General features: G+C 63.2%; 19 protein-coding genes. 7 read left to right on the top strand and 12 right to left on the bottom strand.

The window, feature by feature from the left end:
- Nucleotides 1-42: 42 nt before the first annotated feature.
- Genes tolQ through BM017_RS14980 form a run of 3 tightly spaced genes read left to right on the top strand, consistent with a single transcriptional unit; the run spans nucleotide 43 to nucleotide 1,978 of the window.
- Nucleotides 43-735: a protein TolQ gene (gene tolQ / locus BM017_RS14990; RefSeq protein WP_092245680.1), complete on the top strand. Its 693-nt coding sequence runs from the start codon at nucleotides 43-45 to the stop codon at nucleotides 733-735.
- Between the two features lie 14 nt (nucleotides 736-749).
- On the top strand, nucleotides 750-1,196 hold the full coding sequence (tolR, locus tag BM017_RS14985; protein WP_071490102.1) for a protein TolR: 447 nt from the start codon (nucleotides 750-752) through the stop codon (nucleotides 1,194-1,196).
- The gene (locus BM017_RS14980) at nucleotides 1,193-1,978 is read left to right on the top strand and encodes an energy transducer TonB (RefSeq protein ID WP_092245677.1); all 786 of its coding nucleotides are present in this window, start codon (nucleotides 1,193-1,195) and stop codon (nucleotides 1,976-1,978) included. Before tolR ends, BM017_RS14980 begins: the two co-directional genes overlap by 4 nt.
- A gap of 7 nt (nucleotides 1,979-1,985) precedes the next feature.
- On the opposite strand, the gene BM017_RS14975 is transcribed toward BM017_RS14980, so the two are convergent.
- From BM017_RS14975 to BM017_RS14940, 8 genes are all read right to left on the bottom strand, one after another.
- Nucleotides 1,986-2,927 (bottom strand): D-isomer specific 2-hydroxyacid dehydrogenase family protein, encoded by a 942-nt coding sequence (locus BM017_RS14975; protein WP_071490100.1) that lies wholly within the window; start codon nucleotides 2,925-2,927, stop codon nucleotides 1,986-1,988.
- On the bottom strand, nucleotides 2,924-4,102 hold the full coding sequence (locus tag BM017_RS14970; RefSeq protein ID WP_092245674.1) for an acyl-CoA dehydrogenase family protein: 1,179 nt from the start codon (nucleotides 4,100-4,102) through the stop codon (nucleotides 2,924-2,926). The genes BM017_RS14975 and BM017_RS14970 overlap by 4 nt, the downstream gene beginning before the upstream one ends.
- A complete protein-coding gene (locus tag BM017_RS14965; RefSeq protein WP_071490098.1) occupies nucleotides 4,099-5,448 on the bottom strand; it encodes an LLM class flavin-dependent oxidoreductase in 1,350 nt (449 codons plus the stop codon). Before BM017_RS14965 ends, BM017_RS14970 begins: the two co-directional genes overlap by 4 nt.
- A 12-nt stretch (nucleotides 5,449-5,460) precedes the next feature.
- A complete protein-coding gene (locus BM017_RS14960; RefSeq protein WP_092245671.1) occupies nucleotides 5,461-6,435 on the bottom strand; it encodes an ABC transporter substrate-binding protein in 975 nt (324 codons plus the stop codon).
- Between the two features lie 150 nt (nucleotides 6,436-6,585).
- Nucleotides 6,586-7,311, bottom strand: coding sequence for a hypothetical protein (locus tag BM017_RS14955; protein ID WP_092245668.1), 726 nt, complete (start codon nucleotides 7,309-7,311; stop codon nucleotides 6,586-6,588).
- A 9-nt stretch (nucleotides 7,312-7,320) separates the two neighbouring features.
- Nucleotides 7,321-8,202 (bottom strand): hypothetical protein, encoded by an 882-nt coding sequence (locus BM017_RS14950; RefSeq protein ID WP_139216861.1) that lies wholly within the window; start codon nucleotides 8,200-8,202, stop codon nucleotides 7,321-7,323.
- Nucleotides 8,203-8,534: 332 nt separating this feature from the next.
- Nucleotides 8,535-10,118: a rhodanese-related sulfurtransferase gene (locus BM017_RS14945; RefSeq protein WP_092245663.1), complete on the bottom strand. Its 1,584-nt coding sequence runs from the start codon at nucleotides 10,116-10,118 to the stop codon at nucleotides 8,535-8,537.
- Nucleotides 10,115-10,726 (bottom strand): cysteine dioxygenase family protein, encoded by a 612-nt coding sequence (locus BM017_RS14940; RefSeq protein ID WP_092245660.1) that lies wholly within the window; start codon nucleotides 10,724-10,726, stop codon nucleotides 10,115-10,117. The genes BM017_RS14945 and BM017_RS14940 overlap by 4 nt, the downstream gene beginning before the upstream one ends.
- A 217-nt stretch (nucleotides 10,727-10,943) precedes the next feature.
- Between BM017_RS14940 and BM017_RS14935 the strand changes: the two genes are divergently transcribed.
- Together BM017_RS14935 and BM017_RS14930 are read left to right on the top strand one after the other, a co-directional pair.
- Nucleotides 10,944-11,849 (top strand): LysR family transcriptional regulator, encoded by a 906-nt coding sequence (locus BM017_RS14935; protein ID WP_071490094.1) that lies wholly within the window; start codon nucleotides 10,944-10,946, stop codon nucleotides 11,847-11,849.
- 107 nt (nucleotides 11,850-11,956) lie between these two features.
- A complete protein-coding gene (locus BM017_RS14930) occupies nucleotides 11,957-12,754 on the top strand; it encodes a class II aldolase/adducin family protein (RefSeq protein WP_092245657.1) in 798 nt (265 codons plus the stop codon).
- Between the two features lie 53 nt (nucleotides 12,755-12,807).
- Here the strand turns inward: BM017_RS14930 and BM017_RS14925 are convergent, their stop codons facing one another.
- The 3 genes from BM017_RS14925 to BM017_RS14915 all read right to left on the bottom strand — a co-directional run bounded on the left by BM017_RS14925 (nucleotide 12,808) and on the right by BM017_RS14915 (nucleotide 15,481).
- Entirely contained in the window at nucleotides 12,808-13,890 is a 1,083-nt protein-coding gene (locus tag BM017_RS14925) for an LLM class flavin-dependent oxidoreductase (RefSeq protein WP_092245654.1), read from the bottom strand.
- Nucleotides 13,891-14,264: 374 nt separating this feature from the next.
- A complete protein-coding gene (locus BM017_RS14920) occupies nucleotides 14,265-14,612 on the bottom strand; it encodes a hypothetical protein (protein WP_092245650.1) in 348 nt (115 codons plus the stop codon).
- A 146-nt stretch (nucleotides 14,613-14,758) separates the two neighbouring features.
- A complete protein-coding gene (locus BM017_RS14915) occupies nucleotides 14,759-15,481 on the bottom strand; it encodes a pirin family protein (protein WP_071490090.1) in 723 nt (240 codons plus the stop codon).
- A gap of 180 nt (nucleotides 15,482-15,661) precedes the next feature.
- Here BM017_RS14915 and BM017_RS14910 point away from each other — a divergent pair, with 180 nt between their 5' ends.
- Nucleotides 15,662-16,612 (top strand): GlxA family transcriptional regulator, encoded by a 951-nt coding sequence (locus BM017_RS14910; RefSeq protein WP_092245647.1) that lies wholly within the window; start codon nucleotides 15,662-15,664, stop codon nucleotides 16,610-16,612.
- Nucleotides 16,613-16,761: 149 nt separating this feature from the next.
- Nucleotides 16,762-18,231 carry an ATP-binding protein gene (locus BM017_RS14905; protein ID WP_092245644.1) on the top strand — a complete coding sequence of 490 codons (1,470 nt, stop codon included), beginning with the start codon at nucleotides 16,762-16,764 and terminating at the stop codon, nucleotides 18,229-18,231.
- Here the strand turns inward: BM017_RS14905 and BM017_RS14900 are convergent.
- Entirely contained in the window at nucleotides 18,178-20,940 is a 2,763-nt protein-coding gene (locus BM017_RS14900) for an ATP-binding protein (protein ID WP_092245641.1), read from the bottom strand. The two genes, BM017_RS14905 and BM017_RS14900, sit on opposite strands and share 54 nt — an antisense overlap.
- Nucleotides 20,941-20,965 lie beyond the last annotated feature (25 nt).

Here is a 20,965-nt window from a genome sequence, read left to right as displayed (position 1 = left end):
CATCACCCGGTCATCACTTTTTTATCGAATAGGAGCTTCACCATGCACGCGACGATGGAACATATGACGATCTGGGGCTTGATCAGCGACGCCAGCCTGTTGGTCAAGGCGGTGATGATCACCTTGCTGCTGGCCTCCTTGCTCAGTTGGTACCTGATCATCCAGCGCGGCAGTGTGCTGCGGCGCCTGGAGCGCCAGTTGAATGGCTTTGTGCAGCGCTTTCGTGCTGCGCCGGACTTGCAACCGCTGTACCGCGACACCGTGCAGGCGGGCGAGGGCGGTATTGCGCCGATCTTTATCGCCGGCGTTCAGGAATACCAGCACCTGCACAGCCATGACCCGGCGGTGCTGGACGGTGTCGAGCGCGCCGTGCAGGTGGCGATCACCGAGCAGGAAATCGAGTTGGAAAAAGGTCTGCAATTCCTCGCGACGGTGGGTTCGGTCAGCCCCTACATCGGCCTGTTCGGCACCGTATGGGGCATCATGAATTCGTTCATCGGCCTGTCCCAGGTGCAACAGGCCACGCTGTCGACGGTCGCGCCGGGCATCGCCGAAGCGCTGATCGCCACGGCTATCGGCCTGTTCGCGGCCATCCCGGCGGTGATCGCCTACAACCGCTTTGCGGCACGCGGCCAGACCTTGCTCACCCGTTACTACGCCTTCGGCAACGAACTGCAAGTACGCCTGCACCGCACGCTGCGCGGCACGTCGAGCCACCTGGCCGTGGCCGCCTGAACAGGAGCGATTTCATGTTAGCAAGGCCGCAACGCAAGCACGGGCCCAAGGCCGAGATGAACGTGGTGCCCTATATCGACGTGATGCTGGTGCTGCTGGTGATCTTCATGGTCACCGCACCGATGCTCACCCAGGGCGTGAAGATCGAGCTGCCCAAGGTCGCCGCCGAGGCACTGGCCACCGACACCCGCCAGCAGATCCTCACGCTGTCGGTGAAGGCCGATGGCGGCTACTACTGGAACCTCGGCGGTGAACTCGACACCCGGCACCAGACCGACAGCGCGGTGACCCTCGACGAAATGGGCGCCAAGGTCATGCAGGTGGTGGCGGCGCGCAGCGACACCCAGGTGTACATCCGCGCCGACGATAACGCCGGTTACGGCCGTGTGGTCGCGGCCATGGCGGTGTTGCAGAAGGGTGGGGTGAGCAACCTGGGGCTGGTGACCGAGGCCCCGCAATGACGGCGATGATCATGCACAGTCCGACGCTGACGATGCCTTCCCGGAGGCCTTCCGGATTCTGGCGAAACAGTTTGGCGGCCAGCCTGGCGGTGGCGCTGCATGTGGGGGTGTTGGCCGCATTGATGCTTGGCTGGTCCACGGAAGTACCGCCAGTGGAGGCCCCCAGGGTGATGCATACCCAACTGGTGATGCTGCCGGCGGCGACAGCTCCAGCTCCAGCTCCAGCTCCAGCTCCAGCTCCAGCTCCAGCGCCTGAACCGGTGGCCGTCACACCCCCGGAGCCCGTCGCGGTTCCCGTACCGGTAAAGCCCACGCTCGATCCGCAGATCCAGGCGCGCAAACTCGAAAAGGCCGCCCTGGCGCGCAAACGCGTCGAAGAAAAGCAGCAGGAGCAGCAACGGCTGGCCACTGAACAGCACAATCGTGAGCAGGCACAACAGCGTGCTGACCAGCAGCGCCTGGCCGCTGAAACAGCGCGGGCCGCGACACCGGTTGCGGCACCGGCGTTCGACAGTCGCCAGTACCAGCCCTTGAGCAAGGAAGCGCCGGACTACCCCGAGCGTGCCCTGGACAAAAACATCGAAGGCGATTGTTCGGTGGAGTACACCGTCAACACCCAGGGCCGCGTGGAAAACCCCAGGGTGCTGGACGGCTGCCATCCGCTGTTCATGCGGCCATCACTGGCGGCGGCGAATACCTTCCGTTACCAGCCGAGGATCGTCGATGGCAAGGCTGTTGCGGTGCCGGCGGTGCGCAATACCTTTCATTACCGCATCAAGTAAGCGGCGATCAATTGGCACGGTTGTACAGCTCAACATTGGCAGCATACCGCGCCAGGTTCGCCAGGAACGTATCGGCGATTTCCTCCTTGCTGCGGGTGGAAATCGCCGAGGTGTGCGGCGACAGCCTTACCCGCGGATGGGTGTACAACGGATGCCCCAGCGGCAATGGCTCCGGCTCGGTCACGTCCAGCGACGCCAAACCAACCTGCCCATTGTCCAGCGCTTGCAGCAACGCCTCCTGATCCAGCAACCCACCCCGTGCGATGTTGATCAGGTGCAACCCCGGCCTGGCGCTGGCGAGGACGTCGCGGTTGATGATATGCCGCGTGGCCTCGGTCAGCGGCGCCGCCACCACCAGGTGATCGGCTCTGGCGAACAGGTCGTGGATGTCCCTGGCGGCTTCCACGCCTGCGCTGAACGGCGCCGGGCTTTGACGCAGCGCCACCACCCTGATGCCCAGGGCCAGGGCCTTCTGCGCCAGGCGTTCGCCAATCGCTCCAAACCCCAGGATGCCCAGTGTGGTGCCCTTGAGCGGGCGCAGCGGGGTGAAGTGCCACTGGTCATCCTTGACCCAGATGGCCGGCAGGTGCTTGGACGCGGCAAAGATCGCCGCCAGGGCGAATTCGGCCAGGTTGTCGGCGGCGCTGCCACGCGATGTCGTCACCGGAGGGCCGTTGAACAGCCACTGCGGGTAGAAGTCGATGCCCGACGACACCAGGTGCACCCACTGTGCGCCATAGGGCCAACCGGGTGGCGGAGTGTCCGGGGCGGTATAGCCGCGCACGTTGATCGGGCGCAGCAGCAGGATATTCGCCTGGGGCGGCAGGTCGCTGGGTACCCCGACGGGCACCCCGATCACCTGGGCTTCGGGATGGATCGACGCCAGGCGCTGGCGGATCACCTCGTTGTAATCCTCGTCCAGCTGGCTGGCGATAATCACCTGGCTCATGTGCGCTCCTTGTGGCGTTGGGCGAAGGCGGCCTTGCCGACACCTTGTAATACCGCGTCGTTCTGTGGGGTATGCACGCGGCTGCACAACACGTCGCGGTAGTGCCGTTGCAGCGGGCTATGGCGCGACAGGCCAGGGTTGCCCGAGGCTTCGATGGCCAGCTCCACGGCGCGGATCGCGTTGTTCGTTACCAGGTACTTCAATTGCGCGGCGTTGGCGGCCGGGGTGTGGCCCTCGGCAGCAGCGTCGAGCAGGCTGCGATTGGCAAACAGCAGGGTGTCGATATGGCCAACGGTTTCCTGGAAGCGTGGCAGGGTCGACAGCGCCGCACCGAGGTTGGACGGTTGGCGCTCCTCCAGCCAGTTCACCAGCCAGTCCCGGGCGGCCTGGGCCACGGCGTCGTACACCGAGGACAACAACACTGACATCCACAGGAAGCCCTCGGGGTCCAACTCTGGCGCCGGCGCACTCCAGGGGCTGACGCTGACAGCGTGGTCCAGCGGCACCAGCACGTTGTCGAGCACCACTTCATGGCTACAGGTGGCGCGCATGCCCAGGTGGTCCCAGGTGTCGATGATGCTCACGCCGGGGCTGCCCTTGGGCACCAGCCAGGCGCCCACCAGCGGGTCGGCGTCGTCACTGCGGGCCCACACGCTGAACCAGCTCAGGCCGTGGCTGCCGGTGGAGTAGATCTTGCGCCCGCTGATGCGCCAGCCCTCGGCGGTGCGCACGGCGGTGGTCGCCGGCAGCCCGCCACGGGCCGGGGTGCCGAGGTCGGGTTCGACGCGCAGGGCGTTGATCAAGGCGCCATTGCGCACCGCGTCTACGGCCACTTGCCTGCGCAGGTGCGCGGGCCAGGTCTTGCTGTCTTGCAGGCGGGTGTGTTGCAGGTATTGCATCACCAGGATCAGCGCAGTGGACGGCTCGCCCTTGGCAATCGCACTGATCGCCTTGCGTGCCTGGGACAGGCTGGCCCCGCCGCCGCCCAGGGTCTTGGGCACGGTGAGGGCGAGCAGGCCGTGCTCGTGCAGCAACTTGAAGTTGGCGTGAGGGAAGGCGCCGCTCTCGTCGTAGAGATGGGCGGTGCTGGTCAGCTCAGTGGTGAGGCGTTCGAGCAAGGCGTCGAAGTGGGCGACTTCCACGGAGCGCAAGGAGGGCTGCGAGGATTGGCTCATGCCAGCGCCTCTTGCTGCGCTTCAACCTCGGCGGCGACGCTGTAGCGGTTCACCGGCACCTCCAGGCCCAGGTTGTCGCGCAGGGTCTGGCCGCTGTATTCGCTGCGCAGCAGGCCGCGTTGTTGCAACACCGGCGCCACCAGTTCGGTGAAGTACTGCAAGCCATCCGGCAGCACCGAGTTGATGATGAAACCGTCACTGGCACCGCGCTCGAACCAGGTCTGGATCGCATCGGCGACCTGTTCCGGGGTGCCGACAAAATCACGTTTGGGCCGCGAGAAACGCAGGGCCACTTCGCGCAGGGTCAGGCCTTCGTCCCTGGCCAGTTGCTTGATGCGGTCGGAGCCGCCTTTCTGGCTGTTGGACCCCAGGTCCCCCAGTTCCGGGAACGGCGCGTCCAGCGGGTATTGGCTGAAATCGTGGTCATTGAACGGGCGGCCGAGGGCGACGATGGCATCTTCCACGGTGACCAGCTCCACGGCCTGCTGGTAGCGGCTTTCCACTTCGGCCTCGTCGCGGCCGACAATCGGGCGGATGCCCGGCAGGATCGACAGGCTTTGCGGATCGCGGCCAAAGCCCTTGGCGCGGCGTTTCAGGTCTTGGGAATAGGCCAGGCCTTCTTCGATGCTGTCCACGTGCACAAAGATCGCATCGGCGTTCTGCGCCGCGAAGTTGCGCCCGTCTTCCGAGGTGCCGGCCTGGAAAATCACCGGCTGGCCCTGGCGCGAACGCGCGATGTTCAGCGGGCCTTTCACCGAGAAGAAGTCGCCCTTGTGGTTGAGTGCATGCAGCTTGCCTGGGGCGAAAAATTCGCCGGACTGTTTGTTGTAGGTGAAGGCATCGTCTTCCCAGGAGTCCCACAGGCCCTTGACGGTATCCAGGTGCTCCTTGGCGATGCGGTACCGCACGGCGTGGGGCGGATGCTCGGCCTTGCCGAAGTTGTCGGCGGTGCCGCTGAGCCACGAGGTGACCACGTTCCAACCGGCGCGACCGCCGCTGATATGGTCCAGGGACGCGAACTGGCGCGCCACCTGGTAGGGCTCGGTGTAGCTGACGGTCACCGTGGCGACGAGGCCGATATGTGTGGTGATTGCGGCGAGTGCCGACAGGATCGTCAGTGGTTCGAAGCGATTGAGGTAATGCGGGCTGGACTTGGCGTGGATATGCAGGCTGTCGGCGATGAACACGAAGTCGAACTTGGCGGCTTCGGCCAATTCAGTCTGCTGCTTGTAGAAGCCGAAGCTGGTGCTGGCATTCGGTTGGGCCTGCGGGTGGCGCCATTCGCCCCAGCCGTGACCGACGCCATGGACCATGGCTCCCAGTTTCAAATGACGTGGCTTGCTCATGTGCTGCTCCTTTTAGCGCGAGGCTTGGTTGAAGGGGACACGCTTGGCGTTGAAGCTCTTGTCGAAGCCCTGCGACACGTCGATGTGCTTGAGCAGCAGGCCTTCCTGTTGATAGGTGTCGGCGGTCGCTTGCAGGCCGCTGATCACTGCGTCGTCGATCGTGACCGGGTTCAGGCGGGTGTCCTTGGCTACCGTCACGTGCACGTCCAGCGGCAGGCCGGTGATCCTGGCCTGGGCGGCGGCGTATTCATCGGGGTGGGTATTGGCCCAGGCATAGGCGCGGTCAACGCGGGCGACAAAGTCGTCGAGCTGCGGGCGCTTGTCGGCGATGGCCTGGCTGGTGGCGGCAAGGTACAGGTGGTTGCTCAGCAGTTTATTGCCACTGACCAGCACGCGTGCCTGGCTTTGCGAGGTCACTACGGTGGTGTATGGGTCCCAGGTGGCCCAGGCGTCGGCGGTGCCGTTATCCAGCACCAGGCGTGATTCGCTGGGCAGCAGGAAAATGAACTGCACGTCCCGGGTGGTCAGGCCGGCGGTGGCCAGGGCCTTGATCGCCAGGTAATGGCCGATGGAACCGCGCCCGGTGACGATCTTCTTGCCCTTGAGGTCGGCAACGGTCTTGATCGGTGAGTCCTTGGGCACGACCAGGGCGGTGGTGTTGCGCCCTTCGGAGTGGATGATGCTGACCACCTTGAGAGACGCACCGGCACCGAGGGCGAACACGTACGGCGCATCACCGAGGGCGCCGATGTCCACGGCACCGGCGTTGAGTGCTTCGCCCAACGGTGAGGCAGACGGGAATTCCGACCACTGGATTGTGTAAGGCACGTTCCGGGTTTCGCCTGAGGCTTCCAGCAGCGCCTTGATCGTCGATTTCTGGTTGGCCACCCGCAGCGGTTGCAGGTCGGCGGCAGCGGCGCTGCCGATCAGGCCAAGGGCGAGGGCGGTGCCCAGGAGCAGGCGTTTGAAAGGGAGGGTAATGACCATGGGATGCAGGCTCCAGGCAGATCAAGTCAGGGTTCGATTACCTCCGCCTGGAGAAGGGGTCGGTGAGTGATTTAACACTATTCCTATAAAAAACTGATGTGAAGTTCTTTTTGGTTATATCGTAATTATTGAAAAAGCTGATGACGTTTATTATTTATTATTTTTAGCATGCATTTTATATTCGGATTTTCGGGTGGCATACACTCGAAAATAAACGGCAATTCGCAGGCCTGCGGTGATGCGCTTGAGGCTGCAGTGGGGAACGGTCCCGAGGAGGAGAAAGATGTACCCGCATGGCCCAAGCACATTTTGAGCATGCGGATCGCCCACGAGGCAGGCATCGCTAATGGCGACAAGGTGTGCTGACAATGCGCAGCCCTCAGTACCGCTTGCCAGGAGCTGAGCGACCTGGTCCGCCTGTCTGGGCCAGATAGTCAGTGCTGCGTCGTCCGGGATCAGCACATCGTCCAGGTAGACCCCTATGATCGCGGTCGGCAGGTCTGGGTGTTGCGTCAACGCGCCCTGTTCAAGTCCGTCCAGATGAGGTGAGGTAGCCAGCCCTGCGGGTTCGCGCACGGCGATTTGCGGGCGGCCAAACGAGCGCTGTTCATCGAGATGGGGAAGCACCGGTCGTAGTCGTTCCTGTACCAGATGCTGTAATCGATTGAGTGGGGTTGTGTCGTGCAAGCCGCGCCGCCAAGCTTGACTGCTGATGTCCACCAGCTCGCGACAGGCTGTGGTGTAGGCGACTTCCCGTCGTTGGGCAGGCGTTGCGCCAAGGGAATAGTGCTCGACGATCTCTTGGCGCAGCGCCTGGACAACGTCGGCGGGTACGCGCTCACCCAGGACAGAAAACGGATTCGACCCGGTAGCCATAAGCGGCCCTCATTTTGTCGTTCCAGTGCCGATCTGGTTAACGAAAGTCATCAGCTGCCGGGTGAAGGTCTCGGCAGATAACCAGCTTTTATCCAGCGCACCGAGGTAATGGTAGGCGCTGCGAATCAATCCCGGTTGTGTGAGAAGGGCGGCCACTTCATCGAGGTGCTCGTAGAAGAGCGGATAGTCGATGCCGAGGTATTCTTCGAGAGCGGGATGTCGGTTGACTACGATAGGAGTATTGCGCGCGATGGCTTCAATGACGGTGTTGCTGGCGGAAACATCCAGGTATTCACAGAACACCAGGTTGTGGGCGAGCAAGCTATCGTAGGACGGATTGTCGAGCGGCTCGATCACCTGGACATCACCGATCAGCGGGCGGTGTCGGGTCGGTGACAGGTTGTCGATTCGTTGCAGGGCGTTGTGTACCCAGGGGCGATCTTGCAGTAGATGCACCTTTTTGTAGTCATCCGGTACGCGCAGCTGATAAATCGCCCGGCTGTTGCGGCAATACCAGCCCACTTGCACGAGGGTCTTGGTCGCCTGCTGTTCCCATTGGTTGATGGAAAACTGTTGGTCGGGAATTTCAGTGGGGTGCTTGAGTACCTTCACTGGAACGACCAGCTCCTTTGCCAGCCAATCGCCGAGGGTGGTACTCAACGTCACAGCGCCGGCCAGGTGCTTGAGGCTGTTGCGAAAGGTGGTTTTTTGAAAGATCACCGATGGCACGGCGCTGGGGTCGTACCAGTGGGGCACGTAGCGTGGGTGATGAAAAATTCCGATCCAGGGTTCGTGCCACTCCTGCGTGGAGCCTGGGTGTTGGAAGGTGCGCTCGACAAAGTCATCCAGCAGCATGCCGGCAGGTCGTTGGCATTGGCGAAGATGATCCATGACATGGCGCCAACCCGAGCGGTGACCGCAATGTTCGGGAGCACCCATCTGTTTCAGGTGCAGAGGTAGTTTGATACCGAGATCATTGTTCTGGATGCTGAAGAGCGCTGGGGTGTCCGCGCAGTGCAGGTGTGCGGCGGCGGGCTTTGCCTGTTCTGACCTGTTCATTGATCAATGCTCCATGCCAATCATCCTGTTTCGCTTCCTACACTAGTATCTCCCGATGGACTTGGAAAGGTGTGAGAGGGGGGGGGCAGCCCCGGCCACAAGGGATCGCGTGCTCATTGGTCGCCGGGGTGACCTTGCACGCTCGAGGCTGCGCGGTGGGCGGGTCAGATCACATAGAAACCGTGGGTGCCGTCGCGTGCCAGCTGGTCGACCAGGCCGAATTCCCAGTCAAGATAGGCCTGCATGGCTTCCCTGGGGTTGTCGGTGCCTTCGTACGGGCGGCGGTAGCGGTCGATACGCGGCGAGGCCAGGTGGGTTTCGCCTTCTTCCAGCGGCAGTTGCGCATTGATCCAGCCGGCGGTGCCGTCCTGCAGCAGGAACACTGGCCTGCCGGTAAGGGCTTCGACTTCAGCCACCGCCAGGCGCGCCAGTTGGCTGCTGCCGCAGGTCAGCACGTAGCGCTGGGCGGCGGGCACCTTGGCCAGGGCCTGGGGCAGTTGCGCACGCAGTACCCACCAGGCTCCGGGAATATGGCGCTTCACATAGTTGGCGCTGGCGGTGAAATCCAGTACCACGGTGTCGCCGTGGGCCAGCCAGTCGGCGAGGGTCGAGGGGCTGATCGGTTCGGCCTGGGGCGGCACCGGCACCGGCGCGACCCAGGTACCTTGCTCGCTGAAGTGCTCCGCTTGCAGGTCATCCAGCACATGCACTTCCCAGCCCAGTTGGGCCAGCCAGGACGCAGACATGTTCGCGCGTACGCCGTCGTCATCCGCCAGCACCAGCCGCGCACCGCGCACGCTGGCAACGTGATCGGTTTCCTGCACCAGTTGCCCGCCCGGTGTGGAGCGCGCGCCTGGCAGGTGGCCGGCTTCGAATTCTTCCGGGGTGCGTACATCGAACAGGTAGGTGGTGCGTGTGGTGTCCTGCTGCCAGGTACGCAGGTCGCTCAGGGTGGCACGGCCCACGCGGGCCCTGTCGGCCACGCGGCGTGCATCGATGGCGGCGGCCAGGCGATGCTCCTCGCTGGTCGGCGCAAAACGTCGAGATTGGCCATGGGCAAGCTTCTGCCCGGCCAGGGTCCAGCCGATGGTGCCGTTGCGCAGGGCCGACACCGGGTTGGCCACGCCGGCATTGATCAGCGACTGAGTGCCGATAATGCTGCGGGTACGCCCGGCGCAGTTGACGATGATGCGGGTGGCCGGGTCCGGCGCCAGTTCGCGGGCGCGCAACACCAGTTCGGCCCCCGGCACGCTGATGCCGGTGGGAATGCTCATGGTCTGGTATTCGTCGAAACGCCGGGCGTCGAGCACCACGACGTCGGCCTGGCTGTCGAGCAGCGCCTGCACCTCTTCAGCGGCCAGGGACGGCGTATGGCGTTCGCTTTCCACCAGTTCGCCGAACGCCTTGCTCGGTACGTTGACGTCGATGAACAGCTCGCCACCGGCCTTGCGCCAACCGTCCAGGCCTCCTTCAAGCAGGCTGACCTGGGTGTAGCCCAAGGCAACCAGGCGTTCGGCAGCGCGGGCAGCCAGGCCTTCACCATTGTCATACACGGTGACCTGGGTATCACGCCGCGGAATGCGCGCATACACCTCCAGTTCCAGCTTGGACAGCGGGAGGTTCGCGGCAAACAGTGGATGGGATTCGGCGAACGGCGCTTCTTCGCGCACATCGATCAGGGCGACTTCTTCTTGGTCCAACAGGGCTTGGCGAATCCGCGCAAAGCTGCGGGTGGAGAGGGTGGTCATAGGGCAGGGCTCTTTTCTTTGGACAAATCCCAGATATTCGGGAGAAAGGCGTTGGAATAACCGGAGATAAACAGCTTCTCGCTGCCGTCGGGCTGGTACACCGCGCGGCGCACCGCACCGATATTGGCGCCGTACACATGGATACTGATGGACACCTGGTCGCTATGGGCGTTGCTCACCTGGTGGATGTCGCCGACCTTGGGCGACACCGCTTCAACCTGGCCCGGCACCAGCCGTATCGGCTTGCCTTCAGCCACCAGGCTGCCGTCAGGGGCGCGTTCAAACCCTTGGGAAAACTCTGAGCCGCGCAGCATGCCAATCAGGCCCCATACCCGGTGGTCATGGATCGGTGTGCTTTGCCCCGGCCCCCACACAAAGCTGACGATGCTGAAACGCTGGCGTGAATCGGCATGCAGCAGGAACTGCTGGTAGCGCTCGGGATCGGGTTGGGCGAATTCGTCGGGAAGCCAGTCGTCATGGCTGACCAGTTGCGCCAGCAGCTTGCCGCCACGGTGCAGCAGGTCGCCTTCGCGTGGATTACCGTCGATCAATTCCGCCAGGGCGCCTATGAAGGCTCTGAGTCTCTCGGGGTGTCGGGCCTGGGTCATGACAGTTCCATCGTGTGGTCGGTGGTGATGGGTTTATCTAAGCATAATGTTTATAGTTAATATGCTATTTTTTAATGATTAGCTTATAGCTGAAGGTAATTTAGAACTGGTCTGAATAGCGTTAGACGTTATCGATCACAGCGCGGGCTATCCAGGCGGCTTTCCTGCAACTATGCTTCGCACACATCTTAATGACTGTTCTCTATGTGCGGCCCAAATGAAAATTGACGATATCGATGCCTTTGTCGAAGTGATTCGTTGCCAGTCCATCAGCCACGCCGCCGAGTCGTTGCAACTGACCCAGCCGGCCATTACCCGTCGCGTGCAGAACTTCGAGCAGGCATTGGGGGTGGAGTTGTTCGACCGCAACACCAAGCCCCTCAAGCCCACGTTGATCGGCACCCGCGTCTACGAGCAGTGCCGGTTGATCCTGCGCGAGATGGACGCGCTGCGCGAATTGGTAGCCACCGATGCACCCCCCACTGGCCTGTTGCGCCTGGGCGTGCCGCAGACCATCGGCGACGTGGTGCTGCTGGATGCCCTCAAGCACCTGCGCACCGAATACCCCGACCTGCGTGCCCAGGTCGCTACGGGGTGGGGCAGCCAACTGGTGGGCAAGATCGAGCGCGGCGAGCTGGATGCGGCGGCGGCGTTGTTCCCGGCGGGCAAGATTTTCCCGGACAACATCGTCGGCGAGTCCATCGGCAAGATGGAACTGGTGGTGGTGTGCGCCAAGGCGCAGTTGCCGAAGAAACCGTGCAAGCTGGCGGATGTGTACCAGAACGGCTGGGTTCTCAACCCGGATGGTTGCGGCTTCCGCGCCGGTCTGCAGCGCACCTTGTCTGACCAGGGCCTGGCGTTGCGGGTCAACCTGGAAACCTTCGGCACCGAGCTGCAATTGGGCCTGGTGGCGGACGGCCTGGGCCTGGGTTTGGTGCCGCGACCGTTGCTGGAGCGCAGCGCCCATCGCGAACACCTGGCGGTGATGCCGCTCAAGGACTTCAAGCCGGTGATGGACCTGTGGCTGATCTATCCGCACTTCCTGGGCAACCTGCAGGGGCCGGTGGATGCGTTTGGCAAGCTGGTCGCTGCCTCGTTGCACAAGATCAAGGAGGCTGCATGATATGAAAAAAAATAATAATTAGCTTAGATTAAAATGTGCTTTTTATTATTTTTTTGCATCCCCTAGGCTTGCCTGGAAGTCCTTAAGGCCATCCAGGAAGTTTTGCCATGAGCAGCGTCACCTCGATTTCCAGCGTTTCCAGCAACACCGTCCGACAACGCGTCACGCCAGAAGAATGGGAAGTGCGCGTCAAGCTGGCCGCCGCCTATCGTCTGGCGGCCTTATACAAGTGGACCGACCACATCTATACCCACTTCTCCGCCCGCGTGCCGGGCCCGGAGGAGCATTTCCTGATCAATGCCTTTGGGCTGCTGTTCGATGAAATCAGTGCGTCCAACCTGGTCAAGGTCGACCTCGACGGCACTATCGTGGATGACCCGACGGGCCTGGGCATCAACTACGCCGGCTATGTGATCCACAGCGCCATCCATGGCGCGCGTCACGACCTGCAAGCCGTGCTGCACACCCACACCCGCGACGGCATTGCGGTATCGGCGCAAAAAGACGGCTTGCTGCCGATCTCCCAGCACTCTATCGGTTTTTCCGGGCGCGTGGCCTATCACGGTTATGAAGGGATTGCCCTCGACCTTGACGAGCGCGAGCGGTTGGTCGCCGACCTGGGCGACAAAAGTGTGATGATCCTGCGCAATCATGGGTTGTTGACCGCGGGCGTCAGCGTAGAGCATGCGTTTCAGCAACTGCAGCAACTGGAGCGGGCCTGCAATATCCAGATTGCAGCCCAGGCAGCGGGGAATGCGCAATTGATCTTCCCACCGCAGGAAGTGGTGGGCAAAGTTGAGCAACAGGCCAAGGCGCACGCCAGCGGCGAAGGTCCGGGCGTGGCGCGGCATTGGAATGCGCTGGTCCGGCAGTTGGAGCGCAGCGATACCGACTACAAAAACTGATCTTGATGTGGGAGAGGGCAAGCCCCCCTCCCACATTGGTTTTTGTGTTTTTCTCAGGCTACTTGTTGTGCCTGTTCGCGTTCTGCGATCAATTGGCGGGTGAGGGGGATCAGGCGCTTGCCGTAATCGATCGCATCATTGAGCGGGTCGAACCCGCGAATCAGGAACGTGGTGATCCCCAGGTCGTAGTAATCCACCAAGGCTTCCGCGACCTGCTCAGCGGTGCCCACCAGCGAGGTGGAATTGCCCTGTGCACCGAGCAACCCGGCAATCCCGGTCCACAAGCGCTTATCCAGCCGGGCACCTTGAGCCGCCGCGGCGAGCAGGCGGCGCGAGCCTTCGTTGGGCGGTTCACGCCGCACAAAGCCGTTTTTCTCGGCCAGCTCGGTCGCCTGCTGCAGGATGCGCTCGGCCCGGGCCCACGCCAGCTCTTCGGTCTCGGCGAGGATCGGCCGCAACGACAAGCTGAAACGGATCGTACGCCCATGCCTGGCTGCTTCGGCGCGTACCTGGGTCACGATCTCGCGCACCTGCTCGTAAGTTTCGCCCCACAGCGCATACACGTCGGCATGCTTGCCCGCCACTTCGATTGCGGCTTTGGACGAGCCGCCGAAATACAGCGGGATATGCGGCTGCTGCGGCGACTTCACCGTGGAGTGCGCACCTTCGACCTGATAGTAGGTGCCCTTGAAGTCGAAGGGCTGTTCGCTGGTCCATTCCTGGCGTACCACGCTCAGGTATTCGTCGGTGCGGGCGTAGCGTTCGTCCTTGCCGATATGGCTGCCATCGGCGCGCAGTTCGCGGTCGTCACCGCCGGTGATGATGTGCACCGCCGTACGCCCGCCGTTGAATACATCAAGGGTGGTGAATTGGCGCGCGGCCAGTGTGGGCTGGGCGAAACCGGGGCGATGGGCGATGAGAAATTGCAGCCTGGTGGTCACGCTGGCGGCGTGGGAGGCGATCAGCGTGCTGTCCGGGCTGTTGGAGTGGAAGGCCACCAGGGCACGGTCGAAACCGGCCTCTTCGTGGGCGCGGGCCACGCTCTCGACATAGTCGGGTTGCAGGGTAGGGCCGCTGCGCGGATGGATCTCGGAAGCGTGATGGCCGCCAATGTAGCCGATGAATTCGATGCTCATGGTCTGTCCTTGTCTTGGGTGTGATTACCACCTCCACCGGGCAGGGGGTCGGTTATTCGCGTCCAAAGTAGGGGCAGGGGCGGGGTCTGTAAAATGCCGATTGGTTCTAACCTAATTATTAAAGTGTGGAATTATCCAACTGATTGGATATCAATTAATTGCATTTTTAATGTCCGGGCGAATTATCCACCGGTTTTGCATGCGCCAAGGCTGACCTTGGATAACGTTGTATTGTCCCCGGCACTGAAGGCCTGGATCTTTACGGGTCGGTGTCGCCTATTCGGTGGTCGCGCCGATCAGGTCCATCAAGCGCCCGCAGACGAAAAAAAACCGGCTGATCAGGCCGGTTTGGGGTTCCCGCAAACAGCGCGGGATTATGCGTTGTTGCCTTGCAGACGATCAGCACCGCCTTCGGCCAGGCCACGTTCCTGCAGGCGATCAGCACCGCCTTCGGCCAGGCCACGTTCCTGCAAGCGGTCAGCGCCACCTTCGGCTACGCGGTTACCTTGCAGACGGTCAGCACCACCTTCGGCGACACGGCGTTCCTGCAGGCGATCCGAACCACCTTCGGCAACACGGTTGCCTTGCAGGCGGTCGGCACCACCCTCGGCGACGCGGCTTTCAATCAGGCGATCCGAACCGCCTTCAGCCACGACCGGGTGGGCAAAAGCATTGGCAGCGAGTACCGAGAAAGCGAGGCTAAGCAAGATTTGGCGTTTCATGAGAGTGTGCTCCGAGTGTGTTGGTTGGGGTGTTGCCTGGTATGGGGTTGATGTTACGCGTTGCATTTTTCAAGAGAACTTCATTGGGCTGATGGTGACTATCGACGCCAGCGATGGCTCGTTTTTGCGAGCCATCGCGGGGCCGGTCATGGCATCTGCGGCAGTTCCTGCGGGCGCAGGTCGAACACCAGCACCTCGGCATCTTCACCGTGGCTCAAGCGGATCTGCCGCTCATCCCGCACCCGGGCGCCGTCGCCTTCGCGCAAGCGCTGGCCGTTGATTTCAACGCTGCCCCGGGCCACATGGAGGTACACATGGCGATCGGGCGGCAGGTCCAGGGTCGCGGTTTCATCACCGTTGAACAGCCCGGCATACACCCGTGCGTCCTGGCGCACGCTGAGGGAGCCATCGGCACCGTCCGGCGAGATGATCAACTGCAGGCGCCCACGCTTCTGGGCCTCGCTGAAGTGTTCCTGCTGGTAGCGTGGTTCGGCACCGGCCACGGCAGGCACGATCCAGATTTGCAGGAAGTGCACGCCACGGGTCTGGCTGTGGTTGAACTCGCTGTGGGCCACGCCGCTGCCGGCGCTCATCAGTTGCACATCGCCGGGGCGGATCACCGAGCCGGTGCCCAGGGTGTCCTTGTGTTCCAGGGCGCCTTCGAGCACATAAGAGAAGATCTCCATATCGCGGTGTGGGTGCTGGCCGAAGCCTTTGCCGGCGGCGACACGGTCATCGTTGATCACCAGCAGATCGGAAAACCCTTGTTCGTTCGGGTTCCAGTAGTTGGCGAACGAGAAGGTGTGGAACGACTTCAACCAACCGTGATTGGCGGCGCCGCGTTCGGAAGCTTTGCGAAGGGTCAGCATGGTCTTGTCCTCAAGTGAGAGCGGGCTGCGGCATGCAGGGCTCTTGCGTTGAGAAGAAGGTTAATGGTTACTGGAATATTCATTAAGAAGATGAAAACTGAATTACTGTCGCTTTAAAGTTGACAGTTTCAAGCGTGTCATAATGCCTGCCGTACTCCTTCCCGATGGACCTTTCCCGCTATGAAAACCGTGGCCATGGCGCTGTTTCCGGACTTTCTCCTGCTCGATATGGCAGGGCCGCTCGAGGTGTTTTCCATTGCCAACCGTTACCTGCCGGCGTCGGCGCACTACCAGATCCTCACCCTCGGCACCGAGCCCGGTCCATTGCGCGCCTCCAATGGCGTAGCCGTGCAGACTGACCTGCTGCTGGACCAGGCCCAGGATGCCTACGACCTGCTGCTGGTACCCGGCGGCCCCGGTGCCTATAACGAATGTCATCCGGCGCTGCTGCCGTGGCTGAGGGCCGCGGCTCCGCGGGCGCGGCGCTTCGGCTCGATCTGCACCGGGGCCTTTGTGCTGGGGCATGCCGGGCTGCTGGACGGTCACCGCGTGACCACGCACTGGCACTACACCGAGCGACTGATCAAGGCGTTTCCCCAGGCAATGGTCGAAACGGATCGCATCTACCTGCAGGACGGGCGCCTGATCACTTCGGGCGGCGTCACGGCCGGCATCGACCTGGCGCTGTCGGTGGTGGCCCAGGACCATGGCAAACAAGTCGCCGTGGACGTGGCCAAGGTGTTGCTGGTGGTGATGAAACGCCAGGGCGGCCAGGCGCAGTTCAGCCCGATGACGGCGGCGGTGGCACCGCAGGAAACCACGATTACCCGGGTACAGAACCATGTGCTGGCGCATCTGGACCAACCGTTCACCATCGAGTCCATGGCTGAGTTGGCCGGCATGAGCGCCCGCCATTTTGCGCGGCTGTTCGCCAAGGAAGTGCAGATGACGCCCATGGTCTTCCTGCAAGGCGCGCGCATCGACCGCGCCCGGCAATTGCTGGAAACCACCGACCTGCCGCTCAAGACCGTGGCTTTTCACGCAGGCTTCGGCAGCGTGCGGCATATGCGCTTTCTGTTCAGTGAAAAACTGGGCCTCAACCCGACCCAATACCGACAGCAGTTCAGTTAACGACAGAATGTCCGTCTCGCGCACCCGAATGTCCGTATCGCTCCCTGTGCCAGCATTGTCCTGTCACGGGTAGCTGGCAAGATAGCGTCAAGCCCACGGAAAAGGATGCGCAAACGCCCAGGGCCGGGTGTTTCAGCGCTATTGCACACATGAACAATCCTCAGGCGATTGACGCTGATGGCACGGTACGCTTCGGTGCCTATGTGTTTCACCGGCAGCAGCGGCTGGTCAGCAAATCGGGTTGGCCGGTGCCTGTGGGCGGGCGTGCGCTGGATATCCTCACGGCGCTGCTCGAGGCGCCCGGGCAGTTCATCAGCAAAGCCACCCTGATCGAGCGGGTCTGGCCGAACAGCGTGGTGGAAGAAAACAACCTGAGGGTGCACATCGCCGCACTGCGTCGCGTGCTCGATGGGCAGCAGTTCATTCTTAATGACCCTCTGCGCGGCTACTGTTTCGCAGCCCCGCTGCAGGGCGCGCAGCCCGCCGCGCTGCCTCGGCACAACCTGACGGCGCGGCTCAGTGCGGTGGTGGGCCGTGACGAGGTGTTGGGCGTGCTGGTTCGGCGTCTGTCCGGGCAACACCTGATGACCCTCACCGGGTGCGCCGGTGTCGGCAAAAGCACCCTGGCCCTGGCATTGGCACAGCGCGTGTTGCCGCGCTACCGGGACGGCGTGTGGTGGGTTGACCTGGCCACGGTGGAAGCACCGATGACCATGCTGCGCGACCTGGCTGCCGCGCTGCACCTGGAACCCTGCGCCCACGCCAGCGAGCTGTGCCGTCAATTGGCCTCGCGCCAACTGTTGCTGGTGCTCGACGGCGCAGACCTGCTGCTCGGCGCCTGCCGGCATCTGGTGCGTGTGCTGCGCGAAACCGCGCCTCAGGTCAGCGTGCTGGTGACCAGCCGTGAAAGCCTGCAAGTCCCCGGTGAATGGGTACAGCGTGTGCCGAGGCTGGCGATCCCGGCGCCGGCGGCCATGGGCAGTATCGAACAGGCGATGGCTTACCCGGCGGTGCAGTTATTTGTTGCGCGGGTGCGTGCCAGCCAGCAAGGGTTCGCGCTGCGCCTCCATGACCTGGCGCCGCTGCGAGACATCTGTCGGCGTCTGGACGGTATCCCACTGGCCTTGGAGTTGGCCGCCGCCCAAGTGGATGCACTCGGTGTGCGCGGTTTGCAGCAGCAGTTGCGCGCGGGCTTGCAGGTGCTGACCCGAGGCCGGCGCACCGCGGTGGAACGCCACCAATCCCTGACGGCGGCCCTGGACTGGACCTACCAGCGCCTGAGCCTGCCGGAGCGCTGGCTATTCCTGCAATTGGGTTTATTCAAGATGGCCGTGACCTTGCCCACCTTGAGTGAACTGGTCGCCGGGACCGAGTTGGAACACGCCGACCTGTCCTACCTGCTGGGGCGCTTGGTGGGTACGTCGCTGCTGACCCGAGAGCCGGGCCCAGGCAGCCCGCGTTACCGCCTGCTCAATTGCATGCGCAGCTACGCCCTGGCGCAACTGCGCGACCCGTTGCAGGTGGCGCGTTTGCAACAGGGCTACGGGCATTACCTAGGGCGGTTTTCAGGCCGGCCGTTTGTCCTGCAACTGGTCGAGCAGGCTGCGTACGCGGACTAGGTCCTGGGTGGCAAAGCCTTCGGTGAAGCGGGCGTAGATCGAACCCAGCAAATCGCGCGCCGCCTGTACGCGGCCTTGCGTCTGCCACAGGCTTGCCAACGAGGTTGCACTGCGTAATTCCCAGGCCAGCGCGCCTTGCTGGTGCGCCAGGCCCAGGGCTTCCAGCAGCAGGGCTTCTGCCGCACGGCTGTCGGCCAGGCTTTCGGCGCGCACTCGCAGGATTTCCGGGGTGCACCAGCCGGCTGCGCCACTTCTGGCGCGCTCGAAGGCCGCGTCACTGACCTCGATTGCATTGAAGGTCACCAGGATATCCTCGACCAGGCCCAACCCCTGCACATCCGCGATGGGTAGCGTGCCCTCATAACAACGCGCCCAGGTGTGAAACAACTGCACCGAGTGCTTTTGCGCTTGCTGCAGCAGTTGATCCTGGTGTTCGTGGGCCATGGCGCTGTCGCCGTTGTAGCGAGCGATGACCACCCCGGCCAGGGCCAGGGTGTAGCAGATCGACGTGCCGTGGTTGATCTGCAAGGCCAGCGCCAGCGCCTGACTCGCGGTACGCCACGCGCGCTCCGGATAACCGCGCAGCCACAGGATGCGTGCAAGGATGGTCAGCGAGGCGACGCTCTGGTCGTACTGCACGCCAAAGCCATGGGTAAAGCGGTTGAGATGGCCGCTCTGGGCCATGCGCTGGATCACTTGCTCGGCATTGTGCTGCGCGAGGGCCTGGTGACCGGCGAAGTGCTGCGCCAACACCCGCAGGCGCTGGGCACTGAGGGACAGCAAAGGCTCGGCACGGGGGCCGAGCTGATCGAAGTGCAGGCTCTGCGCCAAGGCCTCCCGGTAGTTGCCGCAGCACAGGTTTACCGCCATGTGCCCCGATACCGCACGTAACTGGCCGGCCAGGTCCTTGCCGGCTTCCGCCAGGCGACGCGCGCAACTGAATGCTGCAATGGTCTGCGGCGTGCCGCCCTGGGTGTGATAGGAAAAACTGCCCAGCGCCAGCTGCAAGGCCATGTTCAAGCGCTGGCTCGGCGCATTCGATTGCCTCAGTCGCGCCAGGGCCTTGCCCACATACAAGCCATGTTCGCGCAGCAGCGACAGCTCCTGCCACAACGGCATCGCACTCACCGTCAGGCGAATGCCCAGCAAGTGCGCACCCTGGTCGCCCAGGCCCCAGTCGAGGGCGGCGCGGATGTCTTCGCGCAGCGGCGCATAACGGTCGATCCAGGTCTGGGTTGCGATCAGCTCCCAATCGTCCTGGGCCTGGTTCATCAGCGCCAGGCAGCGCTCGGCGTGGCGCTGGCGGGTAGCGTGGAGTTCCTGGGCGACGCTGAGTTTTTCCAGGGCATAGGTGCGGGTGATGTCCAACAGGCGGTAGACCATCTCGTCATCGCCGGCTTCCACATTGAGCAAGGACTTGGCGACCAACTGGGTGATCGAACCCAGCACTTCGTGTGGTGCAATCTGCTCCCCGGCAATCACCGCCGCTGCGCTGGCCAGGCTGAACCCACCGCGAAATACCGCCAGGCGACGCAGGCAGATCTGTTCGCAGGCGGTCAGTAGCGCAAAGCTCCAGTCCAGGGTGGCGCGCAGGGTTTGATGACGGGGCAGGGCGCTGCGCCGGCCTCGGGTGAGCAGGCGAAAGTTGTCTTCCATTTGCACCAGCAGTCCGGGCAGGCCGAAGCGTTCGATCTGCGCCGCCACGAGTTCGATGGCCAGGGGAATACCGTCCAGGCGCTGGCAGATATCAATCGCCAGCGGCAGCTCGGCCTCGCTCAGTTCAAAGCTGTCCTGATGGGACATGGCCCGTTCGATCAACAATTGCAGGGCCGGGTAGCCCAGCGCCTGGGCGCGGTTGCCGGTGGCGGGCGGGCAGGCCAGGGGCTCCAGGCGCTGCACGTGTTCGCCCTCGGCGCGCAATGCCTCGCGGCTGGTGGCCAGGATGTGCAACCGGGGCGCGTGGCGCAGCAGGGTTTCACTGATCAGGGCGATGTCGTCGAGCACGTGTTCGCAATTATCGATCACCAGCAACAACTGGTGCTCCTGCAAGCGCCGCGCAAACGTGGGCAGGGCTTCGTGCTCAGCGTGGGTAAGGTCGAGCAGGGCGGCGAGGTTGGGCAGGATCATCGATGGCGCGCTCAGTGGCGCCAGGTCCAGCAAGCGGATGCCGTCGCGGTAGTGCCCGATCAGCAATTCCGCCACCCGCAGGGCCACCGTGGTCTTGCCGATGCCGCCGGCGCCGGTCAGGGTGATAAAGCGTTGCTCGGGCAGTTGCTGCACCAGGCTGTCGATCAGGGCCTGGCGACCGAGCATGCGCGTACGGCGCAGCGGCAAATTGTGGCACGGGCGTTGGGGGGCACCTTCGGTTGGCAGGGTCATCGGCTCGATGCTCAGTGGCGCAACAAAACTGTAGCCCCGCTGGGCTACGGTCACGATATAGCGCTGCCCGGCCTGGCCATCGCCCAATGCCTTGCGCAACGCCGCCATGTGCACCCGCAGGTTGCCGTCTTCCACCACGCTCCTGGGCCAGACGCGGGCGATCAGTTCCTGCTTGCTCACCACATTGCCGGCCTGTTCCAGCAGGATCAGCAGGATATCCACCGCACGCCGGCCCAGCCGCAACGGTCGACCGGCCTCCAGCACCAGGCGCTGGCGCGGGTGGATGCGGTAGGGGCCGAAATGCACGGCCTGGTCGCTGAGGTCGTTCATGGGTGGCCATGCTCGGAACGGGATG

It is taken from the genome of Pseudomonas sp. NFPP04 (assembly GCF_900113815.1).
Taxonomy (GTDB): domain Bacteria; phylum Pseudomonadota; class Gammaproteobacteria; order Pseudomonadales; family Pseudomonadaceae; genus Aquipseudomonas; species Aquipseudomonas extremorientalis.
This window is presented reverse-complemented; position numbering and strand designations above follow the sequence as displayed.

What these genes read in the sequence shown, in the direction of transcription:
- tolQ (WP_092245680.1), top strand. Translation starts at nt 43, where the DNA reads ATGCACGCGACGATGGAACATATGACGATCTGGGGCTTGATCAGCGAC.
- tolR (WP_071490102.1), top strand. Translation starts at nt 750, where the DNA reads ATGTTAGCAAGGCCGCAACGCAAGCACGGGCCCAAGGCCGAGATGAAC.
- BM017_RS14980 (WP_092245677.1), top strand. Translation starts at nt 1,193, where the DNA reads ATGACGGCGATGATCATGCACAGTCCGACGCTGACGATGCCTTCCCGG.
- BM017_RS14975 (WP_071490100.1), bottom strand. Translation starts at nt 2,927, where the DNA reads ATGAGCCAGGTGATTATCGCCAGCCAGCTGGACGAGGATTACAACGAG.
- BM017_RS14970 (WP_092245674.1), bottom strand. Translation starts at nt 4,102, where the DNA reads ATGAGCCAATCCTCGCAGCCCTCCTTGCGCTCCGTGGAAGTCGCCCAC.
- BM017_RS14965 (WP_071490098.1), bottom strand. Translation starts at nt 5,448, where the DNA reads ATGAGCAAGCCACGTCATTTGAAACTGGGAGCCATGGTCCATGGCGTC.
- BM017_RS14960 (WP_092245671.1), bottom strand. Translation starts at nt 6,435, where the DNA reads ATGGTCATTACCCTCCCTTTCAAACGCCTGCTCCTGGGCACCGCCCTC.
- BM017_RS14955 (WP_092245668.1), bottom strand. Translation starts at nt 7,311, where the DNA reads ATGGCTACCGGGTCGAATCCGTTTTCTGTCCTGGGTGAGCGCGTACCC.
- BM017_RS14950 (WP_139216861.1), bottom strand. Translation starts at nt 8,202, where the DNA reads ATGGATCATCTTCGCCAATGCCAACGACCTGCCGGCATGCTGCTGGAT.
- BM017_RS14945 (WP_092245663.1), bottom strand. Translation starts at nt 10,118, where the DNA reads ATGACCACCCTCTCCACCCGCAGCTTTGCGCGGATTCGCCAAGCCCTG.
- BM017_RS14940 (WP_092245660.1), bottom strand. Translation starts at nt 10,726, where the DNA reads ATGACCCAGGCCCGACACCCCGAGAGACTCAGAGCCTTCATAGGCGCC.
- BM017_RS14935 (WP_071490094.1), top strand. Translation starts at nt 10,944, where the DNA reads ATGAAAATTGACGATATCGATGCCTTTGTCGAAGTGATTCGTTGCCAG.
- BM017_RS14930 (WP_092245657.1), top strand. Translation starts at nt 11,957, where the DNA reads ATGAGCAGCGTCACCTCGATTTCCAGCGTTTCCAGCAACACCGTCCGA.
- BM017_RS14925 (WP_092245654.1), bottom strand. Translation starts at nt 13,890, where the DNA reads ATGAGCATCGAATTCATCGGCTACATTGGCGGCCATCACGCTTCCGAG.
- BM017_RS14920 (WP_092245650.1), bottom strand. Translation starts at nt 14,612, where the DNA reads ATGAAACGCCAAATCTTGCTTAGCCTCGCTTTCTCGGTACTCGCTGCC.
- BM017_RS14915 (WP_071490090.1), bottom strand. Translation starts at nt 15,481, where the DNA reads ATGCTGACCCTTCGCAAAGCTTCCGAACGCGGCGCCGCCAATCACGGT.
- BM017_RS14910 (WP_092245647.1), top strand. Translation starts at nt 15,662, where the DNA reads ATGAAAACCGTGGCCATGGCGCTGTTTCCGGACTTTCTCCTGCTCGAT.
- BM017_RS14905 (WP_092245644.1), top strand. Translation starts at nt 16,762, where the DNA reads ATGAACAATCCTCAGGCGATTGACGCTGATGGCACGGTACGCTTCGGT.
- BM017_RS14900 (WP_092245641.1), bottom strand. Translation starts at nt 20,940, where the DNA reads ATGAACGACCTCAGCGACCAGGCCGTGCATTTCGGCCCCTACCGCATC.